The following is a 17,250-nucleotide window of genomic DNA, read 5'->3' on the forward strand; positions in this document are numbered from 1 at the left end:
TTAGGTCTCAAACAGGTTACGAAACGATATCGACGTTTGTCCAAAGCGGGGGATTAAGAAATTAGAAAGAATTCTGTCATTTCGGTGTGAGAGTTGAGCCTCCTTGGCGCACAAGGCGTTTAGGCTACACCAGAACCGCGGTCGCGGCGAATCGGCACCAGCCGCAACCTCGGCGCCAAGCCGACATCGGCGAGGACTTCCAATGCGGCGCGTTCGTCCTGCATTAACGTCTCCGGGACCCCGAGTAACACGCTGACCACACAGTCGCGGCATCCGGGGCCGCGCACCGCGCACTCGTCGCAGTCGATCACCACCGGTCCCCTGACGTCAGGGGTCCTGCCGGGTGCCATCGGATCGTGTGCCATGGGATGAGTCCTCTCGGTGGGGCCCTGACGAATGCGAAGTGGGGCTGTCCGAACGCTAACCGCGGGCACCGACAAGTCTTCGGTGCCGCAAATCGTTCGGCCCCGAACCGCGGCGTGGGAACCCCGCGGTGTCGGTGGGTGTGCCTAACGTCTCGGCCATGGGTGCAGGCGGGGCCGCTCAGCTGAGTTTCGCCGATCTGGGGCCGCCGCTCGTGGCCGACGAGATCTCCTTGCGCGAAATGACTTTCGTCGTGGTCGACTTGGAAACCACCGGTGGGCGCACCAAGAGCACCGACGCGGCGGTGGCCGATGCCATCACCGAGATCGGGGCGGTCAAGGTCCGCGGCGGCGTCGTGCTCGGCGAGTTCGCCACCCTGGTCGACCCGCAGCGCACCATCCCGCCCCAGATCGTGCAGCTGACCGGCATCACCACGGCAATGGTGTGCGACGCCCCGACCATCGACGCCGTGCTGCCGATGTTCATGGAGTTCGCCGGCTTCGAGCACGGGACCGTGCTGGTCGCGCACAACGCCGGGTTCGACCACGGGTTCCTGCGCGCAGCGGCCGAGCGGTGCGGGATGCCCTGGCCGCGGCCCCGGGTGCTGTGCACGGTCCGGCTGGCCCGCCGGGTGCTGAGCCGTGAGGAAGCACCCAGCGTGCGGCTTGCCGCCCTGGCGCGGCTGTTCGCCGTCGCCGCGCAGCCCACCCACCGCGCCCTCGACGACGCCCGGGCCACCGTCGAGGTGCTGCACGCCCTCATCGAGCGGGTGGGCAACCAGGGCGTGTCCACCTACGCCGACCTGCGCTCGTATCTGCCGGACGTGACGCCCGCCCAGCGACGCAAGCGCGTCCTCGCCGAGGGGCTGCCCCGCCGGCCGGGCGTCTATCTGTTCCGCGGGCCGTCCGGCGAGGTGCTCTATATCGGCACCGCGGTCGACCTGCGACGCCGGGTGAACCAGTACTTCACCGGCGCCGATCCCCGCGGCCGGATGAAGGAGATGGTCAACCTCGCCACCGCGGTCGACCACGTCGAGTGCGCGCACGCGCTCGAGGCGGGGGTGCGTGAGTTGCGGCTGCTGGCCGCGCACGCCCCGCCGTACAACCGCCGGTCGAGGTTTCCGCACCGGTGGTGGTGGGTGACGCTGACCGACGAGGCGTTTCCCCGCCTGTCGGTGATGCGGGCGCCGCGGCACGACCGTGCGATCGGCCCGTTCCGGTCCCGCGCCGACGCCGCCGATACGGCCGCCCTGTTCGCCCGGTTCACCGGGCTGCGGACGTGCACGGCGCGGCTGGCGCGCTCGGGGTTGCACGGCCCGGCCTGTCCCCCGCTGGAGGTGTCGCCCTGCCCCGCCGTCCGCGAGGCGACGGCCATCCAGTACGCCGCCGCCGTGGCCCGCGCCGCGGCCCTGATCGACGGATCGGACAACTCGGCCCTGGCCGAGGCCGTACAGCAGGTGACCGCGCTCGCCGAGCACCATCATTTCGAGAGCGCCGCGCGGCTGCGCGACCGCACCGCCGTCGCCGTCGAGGCCCTGTGGCGGGGTCAGCGGCTGCGCGCCCTGGCCGCGATGCCCGAGCTGACCGCCGCCGCACCCGACGGCCAGGGCGGATACCAGCTCGCCGTGATCCGCCACGGTCAGCTCGCCGCGGCCGGCACCGCCAGACGCGGTGTGCCCCCGATGCCGGTGATCGACGCGATTCATGCAGGGGCGCAAGCGATCCTGCCGGCGGCGTCCCCCCTCGGCGGCGCGCTCGTCGAGGAGACCGCGCTCATCGCGCGATGGCTGGCCGGCCCGGGCGTGCGCATCGTGCGGGTCGCCGACGCCTCGGACGAGGGCTGGGCCTCCCCGCTGCGGTCGGCCGGCGCCTGGGCGGCCTGGGCGGCGGCGGCGCGGTCGGCCCGGCTGGCGGGCGAGCAGCTGCGGGACTCAGACCTGCTGGCCGAACCGCACCCATCGCGCGAGCAGCTGTTCGGCAGCCCCGGAGTCGATGGCCGCGGCGGCGCGCTGCAGCCCGTCCTCCCACGCCGGCAACCATTCGGCGCGGCTGGATAGCCCGGCGTGCGCGACAATCGCCCCGGCCGCGTTGAGCACGACGGCGTCCCGGACCGGCCCCGTCGCGCCGGAGAACACCGCACGCACCTCCGCCGCGTTGGCCTCGGCGTCGCCGCCCAACAGGTCGGCGAGGTCGGCCCGGGCGAAACCGAACCCGGCCGGGTCGAAGGTCAGCCGGTCCACCGTGCCTGCCTGCACCCGCCAGATCGTGCTCGTGGTCGTCGTCGTCAACTCGTCGAGCCCGTCGTCGCCGTGCACCACCAGCACGCTGGCCCGGCGCGCCGCGAACACGCCCGCCATCACCTCGGCCAGGTCGGCGAACGCGCAGCCGATCAACCCTGCGCGCGGCCGCGCCGGATTGGTCAGCGGCCCAAGGAGATTGAACACGGTCGGCACCCCGATCTCCCGGCGCACCACGGACGCGTGCCGGTACGACGGGTGAAACAGCGGCGCGAAGCAGAACCCGATACCGACCTCGGCGAGGCTCTGCGCGACCTGGTCGGGCCCGAGGTCGATGCGCACCCCGAGCGCCTCGAGCGTGTCCGCGCCGCCGGACAGCGACGACGACGCCCGATTGCCGTGCTTGACCACCGGCACGCCGGCGGCCGCCACCACGATCGCCGCCATCGTGGACAGGTTGACGGTGTTGACGCCGTCCCCGCCGGTGCCGACGATGTCGACGGCGTCGCCGGGGATCGCGTCGGCGGGCAGCCGGCGCGCGTGGGTCAGCATGACCTCGGCCAGTTCGCCGATCTCGGCCGCCGTCGGGACCTTCATCTGCATCGCCACCGCGAAGGCCGCGATCTGGGCCGGCTGCGCGCTCCCCGTCATGATCTGGTCCATCGCCCAGGCGGCCTGGCCGCGCGCCAGTTCCCGCCCCCCGATCAGACGCCCCAGGACCTGCGGCCACGACGGAACCGGGCCCGGCGCGGGAGCGGCGGATGCTTGAGTCACGCGCCGATGGTCGCACGCGGCCCGACCACCCCCCAACCGTTGCCGAACCCCCGCCCGCACCCGCCCCGGCGCGACGCGGGAACACCAATTGGCCACCCGGGTAGAGTTCGACAACTACAAAGCGTCATACTTGCGGATGTGACCAGCGCTGTAGGGACCTCGGGTACTGCGATCACGTCGCGAGTTCATTCGCTGAACCGGCCGAATATGGTCAGTGTCGGCACGATAGTGTGGCTTTCCAGCGAGCTCATGTTCTTTGCTGGTCTGTTCGCGATGTACTTCACCGCGCGCTCGCAGGCCGGCGGGAAGTGGCCGCCGCCGCCGACCGAGCTGAACCTTTATCAGGCCGTGCCGGTGACGCTCGTGCTGATCGCGTCGTCGTTCACCTGCCAGATGGGCGTCTTTGCCGCGGAGCGGGGCGACGTCTTCGGCCTGCGCCGGTGGTACGTGATCACCTTCCTGATGGGGCTGTTCTTCATCCTCGGCCAGGGCTACGAGTACTACCACCTGGCCACCCACGGCACGACCATCCATGGCAGCGCCTACGGCAGCGTGTTCTATCTGGCCACCGGCTTCCACGGCCTGCACGTCACCGGCGGCCTGATCGCCTTCATCTTCCTGCTAGCCCGCACCGCGATGACCAAATTCACCCCGGCGCAGGCTACGGCCAGCATCGTCGTCTCCTATTACTGGCATTTCGTCGACATCGTGTGGATCGCGCTGTTCGCCGTGATCTATTTCATTCGATGAGCAGGCGCTGGACGAACAGGAGTGCTCGGTTGAAGAAATTGGGGTCTAAGAGATCCGGCCGCGACTCGGTGGAACGCAGCCCCCGCAAAGGCGGGTCGGATCGCTCGCGCCGGCGGCTCCGCCGCCGCATGTCGGGCGGTTTGCTGCTGCTGATCGCCCTGACGATCGCGGGCGGCCTGGCGGCCATCCTGACGCCGAGGCCGCAGGTGGCCGTCGCCGACGAGTCCTCCTCGGCGATGCTGCGCACCGGCAAGCAGCTGTTCGACACCTCGTGCGTGTCGTGCCACGGCGCCAACCTGCAGGGCGTGCCCGACCACGGGCCCAGCCTGATCGGTGTCGGCGAGGCGGCGATCTACTTCCAGGTGTCGACGGGCCGGATGCCGGCGATGCGCGGGGAGGCACAGGCGCCCCGTAAGGAGCCGATCTTCGACGAGGCGCAGATCGACGCGATCGGTGCGTACGTGCAGGCCAACGGCGGCGGTCCCACGGTGGAGCGCAACCCCGACGGCAGCCTGGCGATGCGATCGCTGCGGGGCGACGACCTGGGCCGCGGCGGTGACCTGTTCCGCCTGAACTGCTCGTCCTGCCACAACTTCACCGGACGGGGCGGGGCGCTGTCGTCGGGCAAGTACGCGCCCACGCTGGACCCGGCCAACGAGCAGCAGATCCTGGCGGCGATGCGGACCGGTCCGCAGAACATGCCGAAGTTCTCCGACCGCCAGCTGTCGCTGGACGCGAAGAAGGACATCATCGGCTACGTCAAGGCCGTGAGCGAGGAGCGTCAGCCCGGCGGCTACGGCCTCGGCGGCTTCGGGCCGGCACCCGAGGGCATGGCGGCCTGGATCATCGGCATGGTCGCGGCCATCGGCCTCGCGCTGTGGATCGGGGCACGAGCATCGTGACCCGCGCCGAGACGATGCGAAACGAAGCGATGTGGAGGAACGGCGCAAAATGAGCGACGCGAACGCCGTGGGCTCTGACACCGACAAGGGCACGGGCGGACCCCAGGAACCCGACGAGGCGGCCCTGGCCGCGATGTCGCACGACGAGCTGGTCGCGTTGGGCGGCAAGCTCGACGGCGTCGAGACCGTCTTCAAGGTCCCGCGCTGGCCCGTCGAGGGCACGAAGGCCGAGAAGCGTGCCGAGCGCTCGGTTGCGCGGTGGTTGCTGCTGGGTGGCGGCTTCGGGCTGGCGCTGCTGCTGGTCTTCCTGTTCTGGCCGTGGGAGTACAAGCCGAAGAGCGCCCCGGGCAGCCTGCTGTATGACCTGGCCACGCCGCTGTACGGGCTGACCTTCGGGATGTCGATCCTGTCGATCGCCATCGGCACGATCCTCTACCAGAAACGCTTTATCCCCGAAGAGATCTCGATCCAGCAGCGCCACGACGGGGTGTCCCGCGACATCGACCGCAAGACCGTGGTGGCCAACCTGACCGACGCGTTCGAGGGCTCCACGGTCGGGCGGCGCAAGCTCATCGGGTTGTCGCTCGGTGTGGGCATGGGCGCCTTCGGGCTGTCCACCCTGGTGGCGTTTGCGGGCGGCCTGATCAAGAACCCGTGGAAGCCGGTCGTGCCCACCGCCGACGGCAAGAAGGCGGTCCTGTGGACGTCGGGCTGGACCCCGAAGTACAAGGGCGAGACCATTTACCTCGCCCGGGCCACCGGCTCTGCCACCAACTCGCCGTTCATCAAGATGCGCCCCGAGGACATCGACGCCGGCGGCATGGAGACGGTCTTCCCGTGGCGCGAATCCGACGGCGACGGGACCACCCCGGAATCGCAGGAGAAGCTCCGCGCGATCAACCAGGGCGTCCGCAACCCCGTCATGCTCATCCGGATCCGGCCCACCGACATGTCGCGCGTGGTCAAGCGGCAGGGCCAGGAGAGCTTCAACTTCGGCGAGCTGTTCGCCTACACCAAGGTGTGCTCGCATCTGGGGTGCCCGGCATCGCTTTACGAAGAGCAGTCCTACCGAATCCTGTGCCCTTGCCACCAGTCGCAGTTCGACGCCCTGCACTTCGCCAAGCCGATCTTCGGCCCGGCGGCGCGCGCGTTGGCGCAACTGCCCATCACGATCGACTCCAACGGGTATCTGGTTGCCAACGGTGACTTCGTCGAGCCCGTCGGACCGGCATTCTGGGAGCGCACGACATCATGAGTCCAAAACTGAGTCCCCCCAAGCCGCCCAAGATCGGCGATGTGCTGGCCCGCCAGGGTGAGGAAATCGACACCCGCTATCACCCGGCGGCGGCCGTCCGCAGGCAGCTCAACAAGGTCTTCCCGACGCACTGGTCGTTCCTGCTGGGTGAGATCGCGATGTACAGCTTCATCGTGTTGCTGCTCACCGGCGTCTACCTGACCCTGTTCTTCGACCCATCGATGGCCGAGGTCACGTACAACGGCGCCTACCAACCGCTGCGCGGCGTCGATATGTCGAAGGCCTTCGCCTCGACGCTCGACATCTCCTTCGAGGTGCGGGGCGGCCTGTTCGTCCGCCAGGTTCACCACTGGGCGGCGCTGATCTTCGCCGCGTCGATCATGGTGCACCTGGCCCGCATCTTCTTCACCGGTGCCTTCCGGCGGCCGCGTGAGGCCAACTGGGTCATCGGCTCGCTGCTGCTGATCCTGGCCATGTTCGAGGGTTACTTCGGCTACTCGCTGCCCGACGACCTGCTGTCCGGCATCGGGCTGCGCGCCGCCCTGTCCTCGATCACGTTGGGGATGCCGGTGATCGGCACCTGGCTGCACTGGGCGCTGTTCGGCGGCGACTTCCCCTGTGGGGGCGTGGGCAACGAGTGCGCGACGGCGGGCTACATCATCCCGCGCATGTACGCCCTGCACATCCTGCTGCTGCCGGGGATCATCCTGGCGCTCATCGGGCTGCACCTGGCGATGGTGTGGTTCCAGAAGCACACCCAGTTCCCCGGCCCGGGCCGCACGGAGCACAACGTGGTCGGCGTGCGGGTCATGCCGATCTTCGCGGTCAAGTCCGGCGCGTTCTTCGCGGCGATCGTCGGCGTGCTCGGCCTGATGGGCGGCCTGCTGCAGATCAACCCGATCTGGAACCTGGGCCCCTACAAGCCATCTCACGTCTCGGCCGGCTCGCAGCCCGACTTCTACATGATGTGGACCGAAGGCCTGGCGCGCATCTGGCCGCCATGGGAGTTTTACTTCTGGCACCACACCATTCCGGCAGCGGTCTGGGTGGCGCTCATCATGGGCCTGATCTTCATCCTGCTGATCATCTACCCGTTCCTGGAAAAGCGGTTCAGCGGCGACAAGGCGCACCACAACCTGCTGCAGCGGCCCCGGGACGTTCCGGTGCGCACGTCGATCGGCGCGATGGCGATCTCGTTCTACATGCTGCTGACGCTGGCGGCGATGAACGACATCATCGCGTTCAAGTTCGAGATCTCGCTGAACGCGACCACGTGGATCGGGCGCATCGGGATGGTGATCCTGCCGCCGTTCGTCTACTTCATCACCTACCGGTGGTGCATCGGGTTGCAGCGCAGCGACCGTGAGGTGCTGGAGCACGGCATCGAGACCGGGATCATCAAGCGGTTGCCGCACGGGGCGTACGTCGAGCTGCACCAGCCGCTCGGCCCCGTCGACGATCACGGTCACCCGTTGCCGCTGGCCTACCAGGGTGCCGCCCTGCCCAAGCGGATGAACAAGCTGGGCTCGGGTGGATCGCCCGGTAGCGGTAGCTTCCTGCGCGCCGACCCGGCGTCGGAGGATGCGGCGTTGCGCGAGGCGGCGCACACCTCGGAGCACCGTCTGCTCACCGCGCTGCGCGAACACCAGGAAAGCAGCGTCGGCTCGAATGGGTCAGACGGGGAGCATTAGCCGGATCGACCACGGGGGCCGCGCGATTGCGCGGCCCCCGTTGCGTTGGGGCACATGCCCGTCCGAAGGGCGGTTAACTGGTGTCCTATGTGCGTTGTGGGCTTCCAGTGTGCGCTGAGGGCGGCGCTCGTCGGCATGTCGCCTACCCAGGCGCACAGTCAACGCCTTGAACGCACACTCAAATGCCCGTGGCGTTCCAGTCACCCTCAACGACTTCAACTATCCCGCAACAACTTCGAGTGTGCGCTCAGGGCCTCGAGCGTGCGCTGGCGGCGGCCCCACTCGGCGTGTCGCCTACCCAGCCACACGCCCAAGACGCCAGCCGCAACAACTTCGAGTGTGCGGCGACGGCCCGTCAGCCCTCGGCGACCACGCGCCTGAGCTGCCGAATGTGCACCCACTCGACGGCCGGCAACCCCGCGGCGACGGCGCCGGCGAGCCCGTAACCCACCCAGGACGCGCCGTCGTGACCCACGGCCATCAGATACGTCGCGGCCGCGACCGCGATCAGGGCAACGCCCATGGTGCCCGCCAGCAAGACGGTGCCGCGCAACCAGATCCGATCCACCGCGGTCCCCGACCATTCCCCGGCCACACCGGTGGATTGCACCCGCGCCTGATGGGCCCGTTCGGGCCTGGGACGCAACCCCGCTCCCCCCAGCCGCACGGGAGGCCTGCCGGGGCCTCCAGGGGCGGTCATCGCCTGAGCGGCCGGCTCGGCCTGCGACATGCGACGAGCCCGAATCAGGACCGGAACTGCACCGGCAATGATCAGTGCGGACACGATGATCACGGCGTACAGCACCCAGGTGGTGTGTGGGCTGCTGGAAGCCTTGTGGAACCCCCGGCCCAGATCCACCAGCGCGACCACGGCGGCCACGCTGACGCCCAGCCAGACCAGCCAGACGGCGGCGCACGACGCGATCAGGATCCGGTCGATGACTTCCGGCGGAATGCTGTCGTCGCCGCGCCGGTATGCGGCGTATCTGCTGACCATCAGCAGTTCGTCTGCGGTCCGTCGTTGGTGTTCGACGAGAGCACCGTTCCGTCACTTGTGGTGATCGAGCAGTTGAGTTTGCTCACCCGGAACAGGCTGGACGCCTCGACCGAGCCGACATCGGACTGCGATATCGGGGTGACCGTGATGGACCATGGGATGTACACGTTGTGCTGCGTGCGCCGCCGCCCCGAGGCGTCGACGTAGGTCACGGAGATGATGTCGCCCGGCGCTTTCGTGCCCGTCACCGAGTACGTCACCTGTCGCGGGCCTGCCGGGGTGGTGGTCGTCGGCGGCGGAGCCGCGGTCGTGGTCACCGGCGGCGGCGCCGCGGTGGACGTCGCGGGCGGCGGCGGTGGCGGCGGAGGGCTGGGTGTCACCGTCACTGTCTGGGTCTCCGTGGCTGTCGGGGTCTCGGGGCTGGGCGGTGGTGGCGGGGTGCTCGGAGGCGGCGGGGGCGGCGCCTTGGTGGTGGTTATCTCGTCTTGCATCGGCGGCATGGACGGGGTGGTGGTGCCGGGGGTGGCCAGCTTGTTGGTGTCGGTCCCGGCGACCAGCAGGGACACCGACACCACGAGCGCGATCGCGGCCACGATCGCGGCGACCCCGACCACCCAGGGCCAGCGCGGGGCGCGGTGCTCGTCGTCGAAATCCGACGAGTCGTCGTATCCCTCGTAGTCGTAGAGCCGCGGGTCCGCCGGCACGTAGGGCCCGGTGACGAAATGTTCCGATTCCGGCGCCGAGTAGGCCCGGGAATACGCGTCCGTCTGGCCCGTCTGATCCGCCGCCGGAATCTCGGTGCTGTCGTCGAATGGTTCCAGGTCGCCGGCGGAATCCGAATCGTCGTGGGGCTCCCATTGGTCGTGGGGCCGGCCGCCGGAATCCGGGCCCGCGCCGAGGTCGCCCGCGGAATTCGCTTCTTCCGGCTCCCATTCCGGGGGATTCGGCCCGCTCATTCTTGCCTGCCCTGTCCGACTGCTTCACCAGCGCGCGGGGCCCCGCGGTTACCTCGTTGCGCGCGCGCTTGGGAATTCCTCATGGTGCTTGGGCAAACCCTACCGAACGGTGTGGAGCAAAGACCTCCCGGCGAAGGCCCACCGATCAACTGGTGCCCTGATTGTGACCTTCGAGGCGCAAGTCAGTGCTTCTCGGGCCCGATGTAGTACTCGAACACCAGGCCGGCGACGGACGCGAGGATGAAGGCCACCCCGGCGGCGATCAGCCAAGGCAACCAGAGCGCGATGCCCACCGCGGCCACCGAGCCGGACAGCGCAATGAGGATCGGCCACCAGCTGTGCGGGCTGAAAAATCCCAATTCGCCTGCGCCATCACTGATCTCGGCGCCCTCGTAGTCCTCGGGCCGGGTGTCGATCCGGCGCGCGACGAACCGGAAGAAGGTCGCCACGATCAAGGCGAGGCCGCCGGTCAGCGCCAGCGCGGTGGCGCCGGCCCACTCAGTGCCGCCGGTGGCGAAGAGCGCGGTCAGCACCGTGTACAGCACCGCCGCGAAGACGAAAAACCCGGCGACGAATTCGAATAGCCTGGCTTCGATATGCATTGGGGGTCCTCACCTACTGGCTTTGGGTCAGTTCGCCGCGACGCGTGTCAAACGGGTGGGTGGTCACCGCCAGCGGCGGCTGCGCGATCGCCTGCAAAGCCTCGGCGTTGTTCTTTCCGCCCATCCGCTGCTGCATGTACGCCTTGAAATCGTTGGGCGCCACCGCACGCACCTCGAAGTTCATCATGGAGTGGTAGGTGCCGCAGAATTCGGCGCAGTGCCCCACAAACGCACCGGGCTTGGTGATCTCGTCGACCTGGAAGACGTTGACGGAGTTGTTTGCCTCCGCGTTGGGAATGACGTCGCGCTTGAACAGGAATTCGGGCACCCAGAACGTGTGAACGACGTCCGCCGACGCCAGCCGGAACTGAATGCGTTTGCCGGTGGGCAACACCAAAACGGGGATTTCGGTGGGCGTCCCGAGGGTCTCCACCTTGTCGAAGTTCAGGTACGTCCGGTCCGAGGTGTTGAGCCCGCGAATGGGCCCGACGCGCTCCTCCCCGTGGGCGTCCTTGCCTTCCGGCTTGGACACCATGGCGTTCTTCCGGGCCAGGTCGGTGCCGTCGTATGTCAGCGTGCCGTCCTTGAAGTCGACGCGCTGGTAACCGAACTTCCAGTTCCACTGGAAGGCCGTGACGTCGATCACCACCTCGGGGTCCTTGTCGACGTGCAGCATCTTCTCCTGCACCACCACGGTGAAGTAGAAGAGCACCGAGATGATGAGGAACGGGGTGACCGTGAGCACCAGTTCCAGGGGCATGTTGTAGCCGAACTGCCGGGGCAGCTCGGTGTCGGTGGCCTTCTTCCGGTGAAAGGCCGACGACCAGAACATCAGGCCCCACACGATGACGCCGACGGCCAGGGCCGCGATCACCGATCCGATCCACAGTTCCCGGTTCCAGTGGGCCTGCGGAGTGACACCCTCGGGCCAGCCCATCGCCAGCACGTGCGTCCAGCTGCAGCCGCTCAGGCTGACGGCCAGCACGCCCAGGGTCCCGGCCAGCGCGAGCGGCCGAAGACGACGGCCGAGGGTCCGGTCAGCGCGTCGGGAACGGTCGCGCAAAAGGCCCCTTAACCTGCCCTGCGACATACGTTGCGAACGGACCTGCCCGCGAGGTGTCACGTCGGCGCCTCCTGCTCGGATATCGAATACTACGCAGCGTAGACCACGCCGCTGACGCGGGCGAAGAAACCCCGGCGGGTCGGCCGGATGGGCGCTTCGCGACCTCCCGGGTGCGCCGGCCACACACGCCGCCGAAGTGCGGCATACTGGGGCGCCGTGTGTGGACTGTTGGCGTTCGTCGCGGGCCCGGCCGGTTCGGTCAACGATGCCGACGACGCCATCGCGCGCTCGTCGCACCTGATGCGCCACCGCGGGCCCGACGAGCCGGGAACCTGGTCCGACGGCGACGGATCCGTCGTCTTCGGGTTCAACCGGCTCTCCATCATCGACATCGCCCACTCGCACCAGCCGCTGCGCTGGGGTCCCCCGGACGCGCCCGATCGCTACGTGTTGGTGTTCAACGGCGAGATCTACAACTACCTCGAGCTGCGCGAGGAGCTGACCGCCCAGTACGGCGCGGCCTTTGCCACCGACGGCGACGGCGAGGCGATCGTCGCCGGCTACCACCACTGGGGCACCGAGGTGCTGACGCGGCTGCGCGGCATGTTCGCCTTCGCGCTGTGGGACACCGTCGCCAACGAGTTGTTGTGCGCGCGTGACCCTTTCGGCATCAAGCCGCTGTTCGTGGCGACGGGCGCCGGGGGCACGGCCGTGGCCAGCGAGAAGAAGTGTCTGTTGGACCTGGCCGAGCTGATCGGCTTCGACACCCGCATCGACGAGCGCGCGGTGCAGCACTACACGGTGCTGCAATACGTGCCGGAACCCGAGACGCTGCACCGCGGCGTGCGCCGGCTGGAATCGGGTTGCTACGCCCGCATCCGGCCGGGGCAACTCCCCCAGGTCACCCGGTACTTCACGCCGCGATTCGCGGCCACGCCGATCACCCGCGACACCGAGCAGGCCCGGTACGACGAGATCACCGCGGTACTCGAGGATTCGGTCGCCAAGCACATGCGCGCCGACGTCACGGTGGGGGCGTTCCTGTCCGGAGGGATCGACTCGACGGCCATCGCGGCGCTGGCCATCCGGCACAACCCGCGGCTGATCACGTTCACCACCGGTTTCGAGCGGGAGGGGTTCTCCGAGATCGACGTGGCGGTGGCGTCGGCGGAGGCGATCGGCGCGCGCCACATCGCCAAGGTGGTCCACCCGGAGGAGTTCGTCGCCGCCCTGCCCGAAATCGTCTGGTACCTCGACGAGCCGGTCGCCGACCCCGCGCTGGTGCCCCTGTTCTTCGTCGCTCGCGAGGCCCGCAAGCACGTCAAGGTGGTGCTGTCCGGGGAGGGCGCCGACGAGCTGTTCGGCGGCTACACGATCTACCGGGAGCCGCTGTCGCTCAAGCCGTTCGACTACCTGCCCCGGCCGCTGCGGCGCTCGATGGGCAAGGTGTCCAAGCCGCTGCCGGAGGGCCTGCGCGGCAAGAGCCTGCTGCACCGCGGGTCCCTGACGCTCGAGGAGCGGTACTACGGCAACGCGCGCAGCTTCTCCGACGCCCAGCTGCGCGACGTGCTCCCGGGGTTCCGTCCCGACTGGACGCACACCGACGTGACCGCGCCGGTGTACGCCGAGTCGGCGGGCTGGGACCCGGTGGCCCGCATGCAGCACGTCGACCTGTTCACCTGGCTGCGCGGCGACATCCTGGTCAAGGCCGACAAGATGACGATGGCCAACTCGCTGGAACTCCGCGTCCCGTTCCTGGACCCGGAGGTGTTCGCCGTCGCCTCCCGGTTGCCCGTCGACGCCAAGATCACCCGCACCACCACGAAGTACGCGCTGCGGCGCGCGCTGGAGCCGATCGTCCCGGCGCATGTGCTGCACCGGCCCAAGCTCGGCTTCCCGGTGCCGATCCGGCATTGGCTGCGCGCGGGCGAACTGCTCGAGTGGGCCCACGCGCTAGTGGCGGCGTCGCAAGCCGGTCACCTGGTGGACCTGGACGCCGTGCGGCGCATGCTCGACGAGCACCGCAACGGCGTCAGCGATCACAGCCGCCGGCTATGGACGCTGCTGATCTTCATGCTGTGGCACGCGATCTTCGTCGAGCACAGCGTGACTCCGCAGATCAGCGAGCCCGTCTACCCCGTTCAGCTCTAGCGCCGAGCAGACGCAAAAGCACCGCGACACGCCGATTCACGGGTGTTTTTGCGTCTGCTGGCCGGGCTTAGGCGAGCACCGCGGTGATCTCGGCGGCGGCGTCGTCGCCGTAGGCCCCGGCCAGCCGGGTGGCCGCGACCTCGTGGTCCCACTTCCACTCCTGGGTCCCGGTCGACTCCAGCACCAGCACGGCGACCAGCGAGCCGAGCTGCGCGGAACGCTCCAGGCTCAGCCCCGCGCTGCGCCCGGTCAGGAAGCCGGCCCGGAAGGCGTCACCGACGCCGGTGGGGTCCACCTGGCTGGTCTCGGGGACCACGTCGACGTGCGTGATGGTCCCGTCGGGCTCGACGATGTCGACGCCCTTGGGGCCGAGCGTGGTCACCCGCAGCTCGACCTGCGCCATCACGTCGGCCTCGGTCCAGCCGGTCTTGGACAGCATCAGGTCCCATTCGTAGTCGTTGGTGAACAGGTACTTGGCACCGTCCACCAGCGTGCGAATCTCGTCCCCGGACAGCCGGGCCAGCTGCTGGGAGGGGTCGGCGGCGAAGGGCAGCCCGAGCTTGCGGCACTCGTCGGTGTGCACCCGCATGGCGTCGGGGTCGTTGGCGCCGACGATCACCAGATCCGGCGCGCCGATGGCCGACACCACGTCGGCCAGCTTGATGTTGCGGGCCTCGGACATGGCGCCGGGGTAGAACGACGCGATCTGGGCCATGTCGACGTCGGTGGTGCAGGTGAAGCGTGCCGTGTGCGCCGCGTCAGAGATCAGGACGCTATCGCAGTTGACGCCGTGGGCCTGCAGCCATTCGCGGTAGTTGGCGAAGTCCTTGCCGGCCGCGCCGACCAGCGCGACGTCACCGCCCAGCACACCGATGGCGAACGCGATGTTCCCGGCTACCCCGCCCCGGTGGATCACCAGGTCGTCGACCAGGAAGCTGAGCGACACCTTGTGCAGGTGCTCGGGCAGCAGCTGCTCGGAAAACTTGCCCGGAAACCGCATCAGATGGTCCGTCGCTATCGAACCTGTCACCACGATCGTCACGAAAATTCCACCCTTCGTTAGTAAGGCTGCCTAGCTTACTCACGCCCCATCTACCACCGTTGTTTCCGCGGTCGGCGGAAACGCGTGCGCTAGCCTGCCCTAGAGCAACCACGTCGCTGGAACCCGAACGCGGGCGCTAAGCCCGCTCGTGGTCCCGTCTACCACCGTAGGAGACCTTCGATGGCCGGTCCGCACCCGCCGAACGACGCTGTCGGCAGCTCCGGACATCAACCCCCCGGGGAGACCCGTCCACTCGAGTATCCCCCCGACCCCGGCGCCCCGCCCTTCAATCCCGCCGGCGGCGACCCGGGACCCCCACCGGCCAATTATCCCGGTCAGGCGCCGGTGCCGTACCCGGTACGGCGATCCAAGCGGCGGTTGGTCATCGGCATCGCGCTGGCCCTCGCGGTGGTGGCGGCGCTGACGATGGCGATCGTGTACGGGGTCCGCACCAACGGGGCCGGCACCGGCGGCGCGTTCTCCGAAGGGGCGACCAAATCCGCGATCCAGGGCTACCTGACGGCGCTCGAGCGTCGCGACGTAGACGAGATCGTCCGTAACGCCCTGTGCGGCATGTACGACGGCGTCCGAGACAAGCGCTCCGACCAGGCCTTGGCGCGCCTGAGCAGCGACGCGTTCCGCAAGCAGTTCTCCGAGGTCGACGTGACCTCGATCGACAAGATCGTGTACCTGTCGCAGTACCAGGCGCAGGCGCTGTTCACCATGCGCGTCAGGCCGGCCACGGGCGGACCGACGCGCGATCAGGTTCAGGGCATCGCGCAGATGCTGTTTCAGCGCGGCCAGATCACGGTGTGCTCTTACGTGCTGCGCACCGGCGGAACGTACTAGCGGGACCCCTACCGGGTCAGTTGAACGAGTCGCCGCAGGCGCAGGAGCCCGTGGCGTTGGGGTTGTCGATCGTGAAGCCCTGCTTCTCGATGGTGTCGACGAAGTCGATGGAGGCGCCCTCAACGTACGGCGCGCTCATCCGGTCCACCGTCAGGGTCACACCGCCGAACTCCGCTGTCAGATCGCCGTCCAGCGCCCGGTCGTCGAAGAAGAGGTTGTAGCGCAGCCCGGCGCACCCGCCCGGCTGGACCGCGATGCGCAGCGCCAGGTCGTCGCGCCCCTCCTGGTCGAGCAGGGACTTCGCCTTGGAGGCGGCGGCCTCGGTCAGGATCACGCCGTGGGTCTTGGCGGTCGACTCGTTTTGCACCGTCATTGCTTCTCCTACATGCCTAATTGTTTGGTGGGTCTCCGCGGGTGCGCAATCAGGGCAGAACCCACATCCTCAACGGTACCTTGCAGGACCGCTATTCCCGAGCCTCGCGGCCACCTGTGACGCCAATCCCATGAGCTGATTGGCCGCGTCGGCCTGCGCCAACCGCACGGATCCGGCGTAGTCGGCGATCGACAGGGCCGACATGATGCCCGACGAGCGCACCACCGAGTTCTCCAGCCCGACCTGGCCGGCCAGCACGATCACCGGGATTCCCAGCGGCGTGGCGGCGCCGACGAGCGAGCCGACCACCTTTCCGTGCAGGGACTGCTCGTCGAACCGGCCCTCGCCGGTGAGGATCATGTCGGCGGTCTCGAGGTCGTCGGCCAGGTGCGTGTGCTCGGCGATGATCGCCGCGCCGGACTCGCAGCGGCCGCCGAGCGCGAGCAGTCCCGCGCCGATGCCGCCCGCGGCGGCCGCCCCGGGCTCCGAGCTGACGTCGCGTCCGGCGAAGGCCTCCAATTCGAGCGCCCACGCCTCCAGCCGGACCTCCATGGCCGCGACCGCGGCCGTGTCCGCGCCCTTCTGCGGCCCGAACACCCTGGCCGCGCCCCACGGCCCGACCAGCGGGTATTCGGTGTCCGAGGCGGCGATCAGGTCGACGTCGGCCAGCTTTTCGCGGGCCGCGGCGAGGCCGCCGAGTTCGGTGATCATGCCCTGGCCGCCGTCACTGCACGCGCTGCCGCCGAGGCCGACCACGATCCGTCTGGCCCCGATGCGCAGCGCCTCGGCGATGAGCTGCCCGACGCCCCTGCTGTGGGCCGCCAGCGCGGTTTCCGCGGTGGGCGGACCGTCCAGCAGGGCCAGTCCGCACGCCTGCGCACACTCCAGGTAGGCCGTCATGGAAGCGTGGTCGTACACCCACTCGGCGGTCACCGCGTCGTCGAGCGGCCCGGATACCCGCAACCGCCGCTTCCCCCCTAGCCGCTCGGCCAGCACCTCGACGAAGCCGGGGCCCCCGTCGGACTGCGGGGCGACGATGAACCTATCGGCCGGGCGGGAGCGGGTCCACCCGGTGGCGATGGCGGCGGCGGCCTCCACGGCCGACAGGGTGTCGCCGTAGCAATCGGGGGCCACCAACACCAACATGGCCGGTAACTGGAGGCGGCCGGGCGCGGGGCCGACGTCATCCGGGGCCATGGTGCCATTCATCACAGGTAGCCGTTCATTAGAGATAAGGGTAGGGCCA

Annotated in this window: 14 protein-coding genes and 2 pseudogenes; 7 read left to right on the plus strand and 9 right to left on the minus strand. The window is 69.0% G+C overall.

What is annotated here, in order from left to right; all coding sequences use genetic code 11:
• Positions 1–119: 119 nt before the first annotated feature.
• Positions 120–365 (minus strand): hypothetical protein, encoded by a 246-nt coding sequence (locus tag G6N56_RS05575; protein WP_232069216.1) that lies wholly within the window; start codon positions 363–365, stop codon positions 120–122.
• 158 nt (positions 366–523) lie between these two features.
• Here G6N56_RS05575 and G6N56_RS05580 point away from each other — a divergent pair.
• Positions 524–2,356, plus strand: a pseudogene (locus G6N56_RS05580) (DEDD exonuclease domain-containing protein); the annotation flags it as partial.
• On the opposite strand, the gene trpD reads toward G6N56_RS05580, so the two are convergent.
• The gene (gene trpD, locus G6N56_RS28855) at positions 2,294–3,373 is read right to left on the minus strand and encodes an anthranilate phosphoribosyltransferase (RefSeq protein ID WP_158090739.1); all 1,080 of its coding nucleotides are present in this window, start codon (positions 3,371–3,373) and stop codon (positions 2,294–2,296) included. The pseudogene G6N56_RS05580 and the gene trpD overlap by 63 nt on opposite strands.
• A 138-nt stretch (positions 3,374–3,511) precedes the next feature.
• Between trpD and ctaE the strand changes: the two genes are divergently transcribed.
• The 4 genes from ctaE to qcrB are packed head-to-tail and all read left to right on the plus strand — an operon-like array spanning position 3,512 to position 7,971.
• Entirely contained in the window at positions 3,512–4,123 is a 612-nt protein-coding gene (gene ctaE / locus G6N56_RS05590; RefSeq protein ID WP_085253630.1) for an aa3-type cytochrome oxidase subunit III, read from the plus strand.
• A gap of 29 nt (positions 4,124–4,152) precedes the next feature.
• Positions 4,153–5,025: a cytochrome bc1 complex diheme cytochrome c subunit gene (qcrC, locus tag G6N56_RS05595; protein WP_408632662.1), complete on the plus strand. Its 873-nt coding sequence runs from the start codon at positions 4,153–4,155 to the stop codon at positions 5,023–5,025.
• Positions 5,026–5,074: 49 nt separating this feature from the next.
• The gene (gene qcrA, locus G6N56_RS05600) at positions 5,075–6,280 is read left to right on the plus strand and encodes a cytochrome bc1 complex Rieske iron-sulfur subunit (RefSeq protein WP_085253628.1); all 1,206 of its coding nucleotides are present in this window, start codon (positions 5,075–5,077) and stop codon (positions 6,278–6,280) included.
• Positions 6,277–7,971 (plus strand): cytochrome bc1 complex cytochrome b subunit, encoded by a 1,695-nt coding sequence (qcrB, locus tag G6N56_RS05605; protein WP_085253627.1) that lies wholly within the window; start codon positions 6,277–6,279, stop codon positions 7,969–7,971. The genes qcrA and qcrB overlap by 4 nt, the downstream gene beginning before the upstream one ends.
• A 355-nt stretch (positions 7,972–8,326) precedes the next feature.
• Here the strand turns inward: qcrB and G6N56_RS05610 are convergent, their stop codons facing one another.
• The 4 genes and pseudogenes from G6N56_RS05610 to ctaC form a co-directional block, all read right to left on the minus strand.
• Complete coding sequence (locus G6N56_RS05610; protein ID WP_085253626.1) at positions 8,327–8,968, minus strand: DUF2561 family protein; 642 nt, start codon at positions 8,966–8,968, stop codon at positions 8,327–8,329.
• A complete protein-coding gene (locus tag G6N56_RS05615) occupies positions 8,968–9,924 on the minus strand; it encodes an MmpS family transport accessory protein (protein ID WP_085253625.1) in 957 nt (318 codons plus the stop codon). The genes G6N56_RS05610 and G6N56_RS05615 overlap by 1 nt, the downstream gene beginning before the upstream one ends.
• 182 nt (positions 9,925–10,106) lie before the next feature.
• Complete coding sequence (locus G6N56_RS05620) at positions 10,107–10,526, minus strand: cytochrome c oxidase subunit 4 (protein ID WP_085253624.1); 420 nt, start codon at positions 10,524–10,526, stop codon at positions 10,107–10,109.
• An 11-nt stretch (positions 10,527–10,537) separates the two neighbouring features.
• Positions 10,538–11,649 (minus strand): annotated as a pseudogene (gene ctaC / locus G6N56_RS05625) (aa3-type cytochrome oxidase subunit II); the annotation flags it as partial.
• A gap of 156 nt (positions 11,650–11,805) precedes the next feature.
• On the opposite strand from ctaC, the gene asnB reads away from it, so the two are divergent.
• Positions 11,806–13,740: an asparagine synthase (glutamine-hydrolyzing) gene (asnB, locus tag G6N56_RS05635; RefSeq protein WP_085253621.1), complete on the plus strand. Its 1,935-nt coding sequence runs from the start codon at positions 11,806–11,808 to the stop codon at positions 13,738–13,740.
• A gap of 67 nt (positions 13,741–13,807) precedes the next feature.
• Here asnB and G6N56_RS05640 read toward each other — a convergent pair whose 3' ends face one another.
• Positions 13,808–14,782 (minus strand): carbohydrate kinase family protein, encoded by a 975-nt coding sequence (locus G6N56_RS05640; RefSeq protein WP_085253620.1) that lies wholly within the window; start codon positions 14,780–14,782, stop codon positions 13,808–13,810.
• A 180-nt stretch (positions 14,783–14,962) separates the two neighbouring features.
• On the opposite strand from G6N56_RS05640, the gene G6N56_RS05645 reads away from it, so the two are divergent.
• Positions 14,963–15,631 carry an Rv0361 family membrane protein gene (locus G6N56_RS05645; RefSeq protein ID WP_085253619.1) on the plus strand — a complete coding sequence of 223 codons (669 nt, stop codon included), beginning with the start codon at positions 14,963–14,965 and terminating at the stop codon, positions 15,629–15,631.
• 16 nt (positions 15,632–15,647) lie between these two features.
• Here G6N56_RS05645 and G6N56_RS05650 read toward each other — a convergent pair whose 3' ends face one another.
• On the minus strand, positions 15,648–16,004 hold the full coding sequence (locus G6N56_RS05650) for a HesB/IscA family protein (protein WP_085253618.1): 357 nt from the start codon (positions 16,002–16,004) through the stop codon (positions 15,648–15,650).
• Positions 16,005–16,073: 69 nt separating this feature from the next.
• Complete coding sequence (locus G6N56_RS05655; RefSeq protein WP_085253633.1) at positions 16,074–17,150, minus strand: glycerate kinase family protein; 1,077 nt, start codon at positions 17,148–17,150, stop codon at positions 16,074–16,076.
• Positions 17,151–17,250: the final 100 nt, after the last annotated feature.

This window comes from Mycobacterium saskatchewanense, assembly GCF_010729105.1.
Taxonomy (GTDB): domain Bacteria; phylum Actinomycetota; class Actinomycetes; order Mycobacteriales; family Mycobacteriaceae; genus Mycobacterium; species Mycobacterium saskatchewanense.

Excerpts from the sequence above, each read along its gene's own strand:
- G6N56_RS05575 (WP_232069216.1), bottom strand. The coding sequence starts at position 365 with ATGGCACACGATCCGATGGCACCCGGCAGGACCCCTGACGTCAGGGGA.
- qcrA (WP_085253628.1), top strand. The coding sequence starts at position 5,075 with ATGAGCGACGCGAACGCCGTGGGCTCTGACACCGACAAGGGCACGGGC.
- qcrB (WP_085253627.1), top strand. The coding sequence starts at position 6,277 with ATGAGTCCAAAACTGAGTCCCCCCAAGCCGCCCAAGATCGGCGATGTG.
- G6N56_RS05610 (WP_085253626.1), bottom strand. The coding sequence starts at position 8,968 with ATGGTCAGCAGATACGCCGCATACCGGCGCGGCGACGACAGCATTCCG.
- G6N56_RS05615 (WP_085253625.1), bottom strand. The coding sequence starts at position 9,924 with ATGAGCGGGCCGAATCCCCCGGAATGGGAGCCGGAAGAAGCGAATTCC.
- G6N56_RS05620 (WP_085253624.1), bottom strand. The coding sequence starts at position 10,526 with ATGCATATCGAAGCCAGGCTATTCGAATTCGTCGCCGGGTTTTTCGTC.
- G6N56_RS05645 (WP_085253619.1), top strand. The coding sequence starts at position 14,963 with ATGGCCGGTCCGCACCCGCCGAACGACGCTGTCGGCAGCTCCGGACAT.
- G6N56_RS05650 (WP_085253618.1), bottom strand. The coding sequence starts at position 16,004 with ATGACGGTGCAAAACGAGTCGACCGCCAAGACCCACGGCGTGATCCTG.
- G6N56_RS05655 (WP_085253633.1), bottom strand. The coding sequence starts at position 17,150 with ATGTTGGTGTTGGTGGCCCCCGATTGCTACGGCGACACCCTGTCGGCC.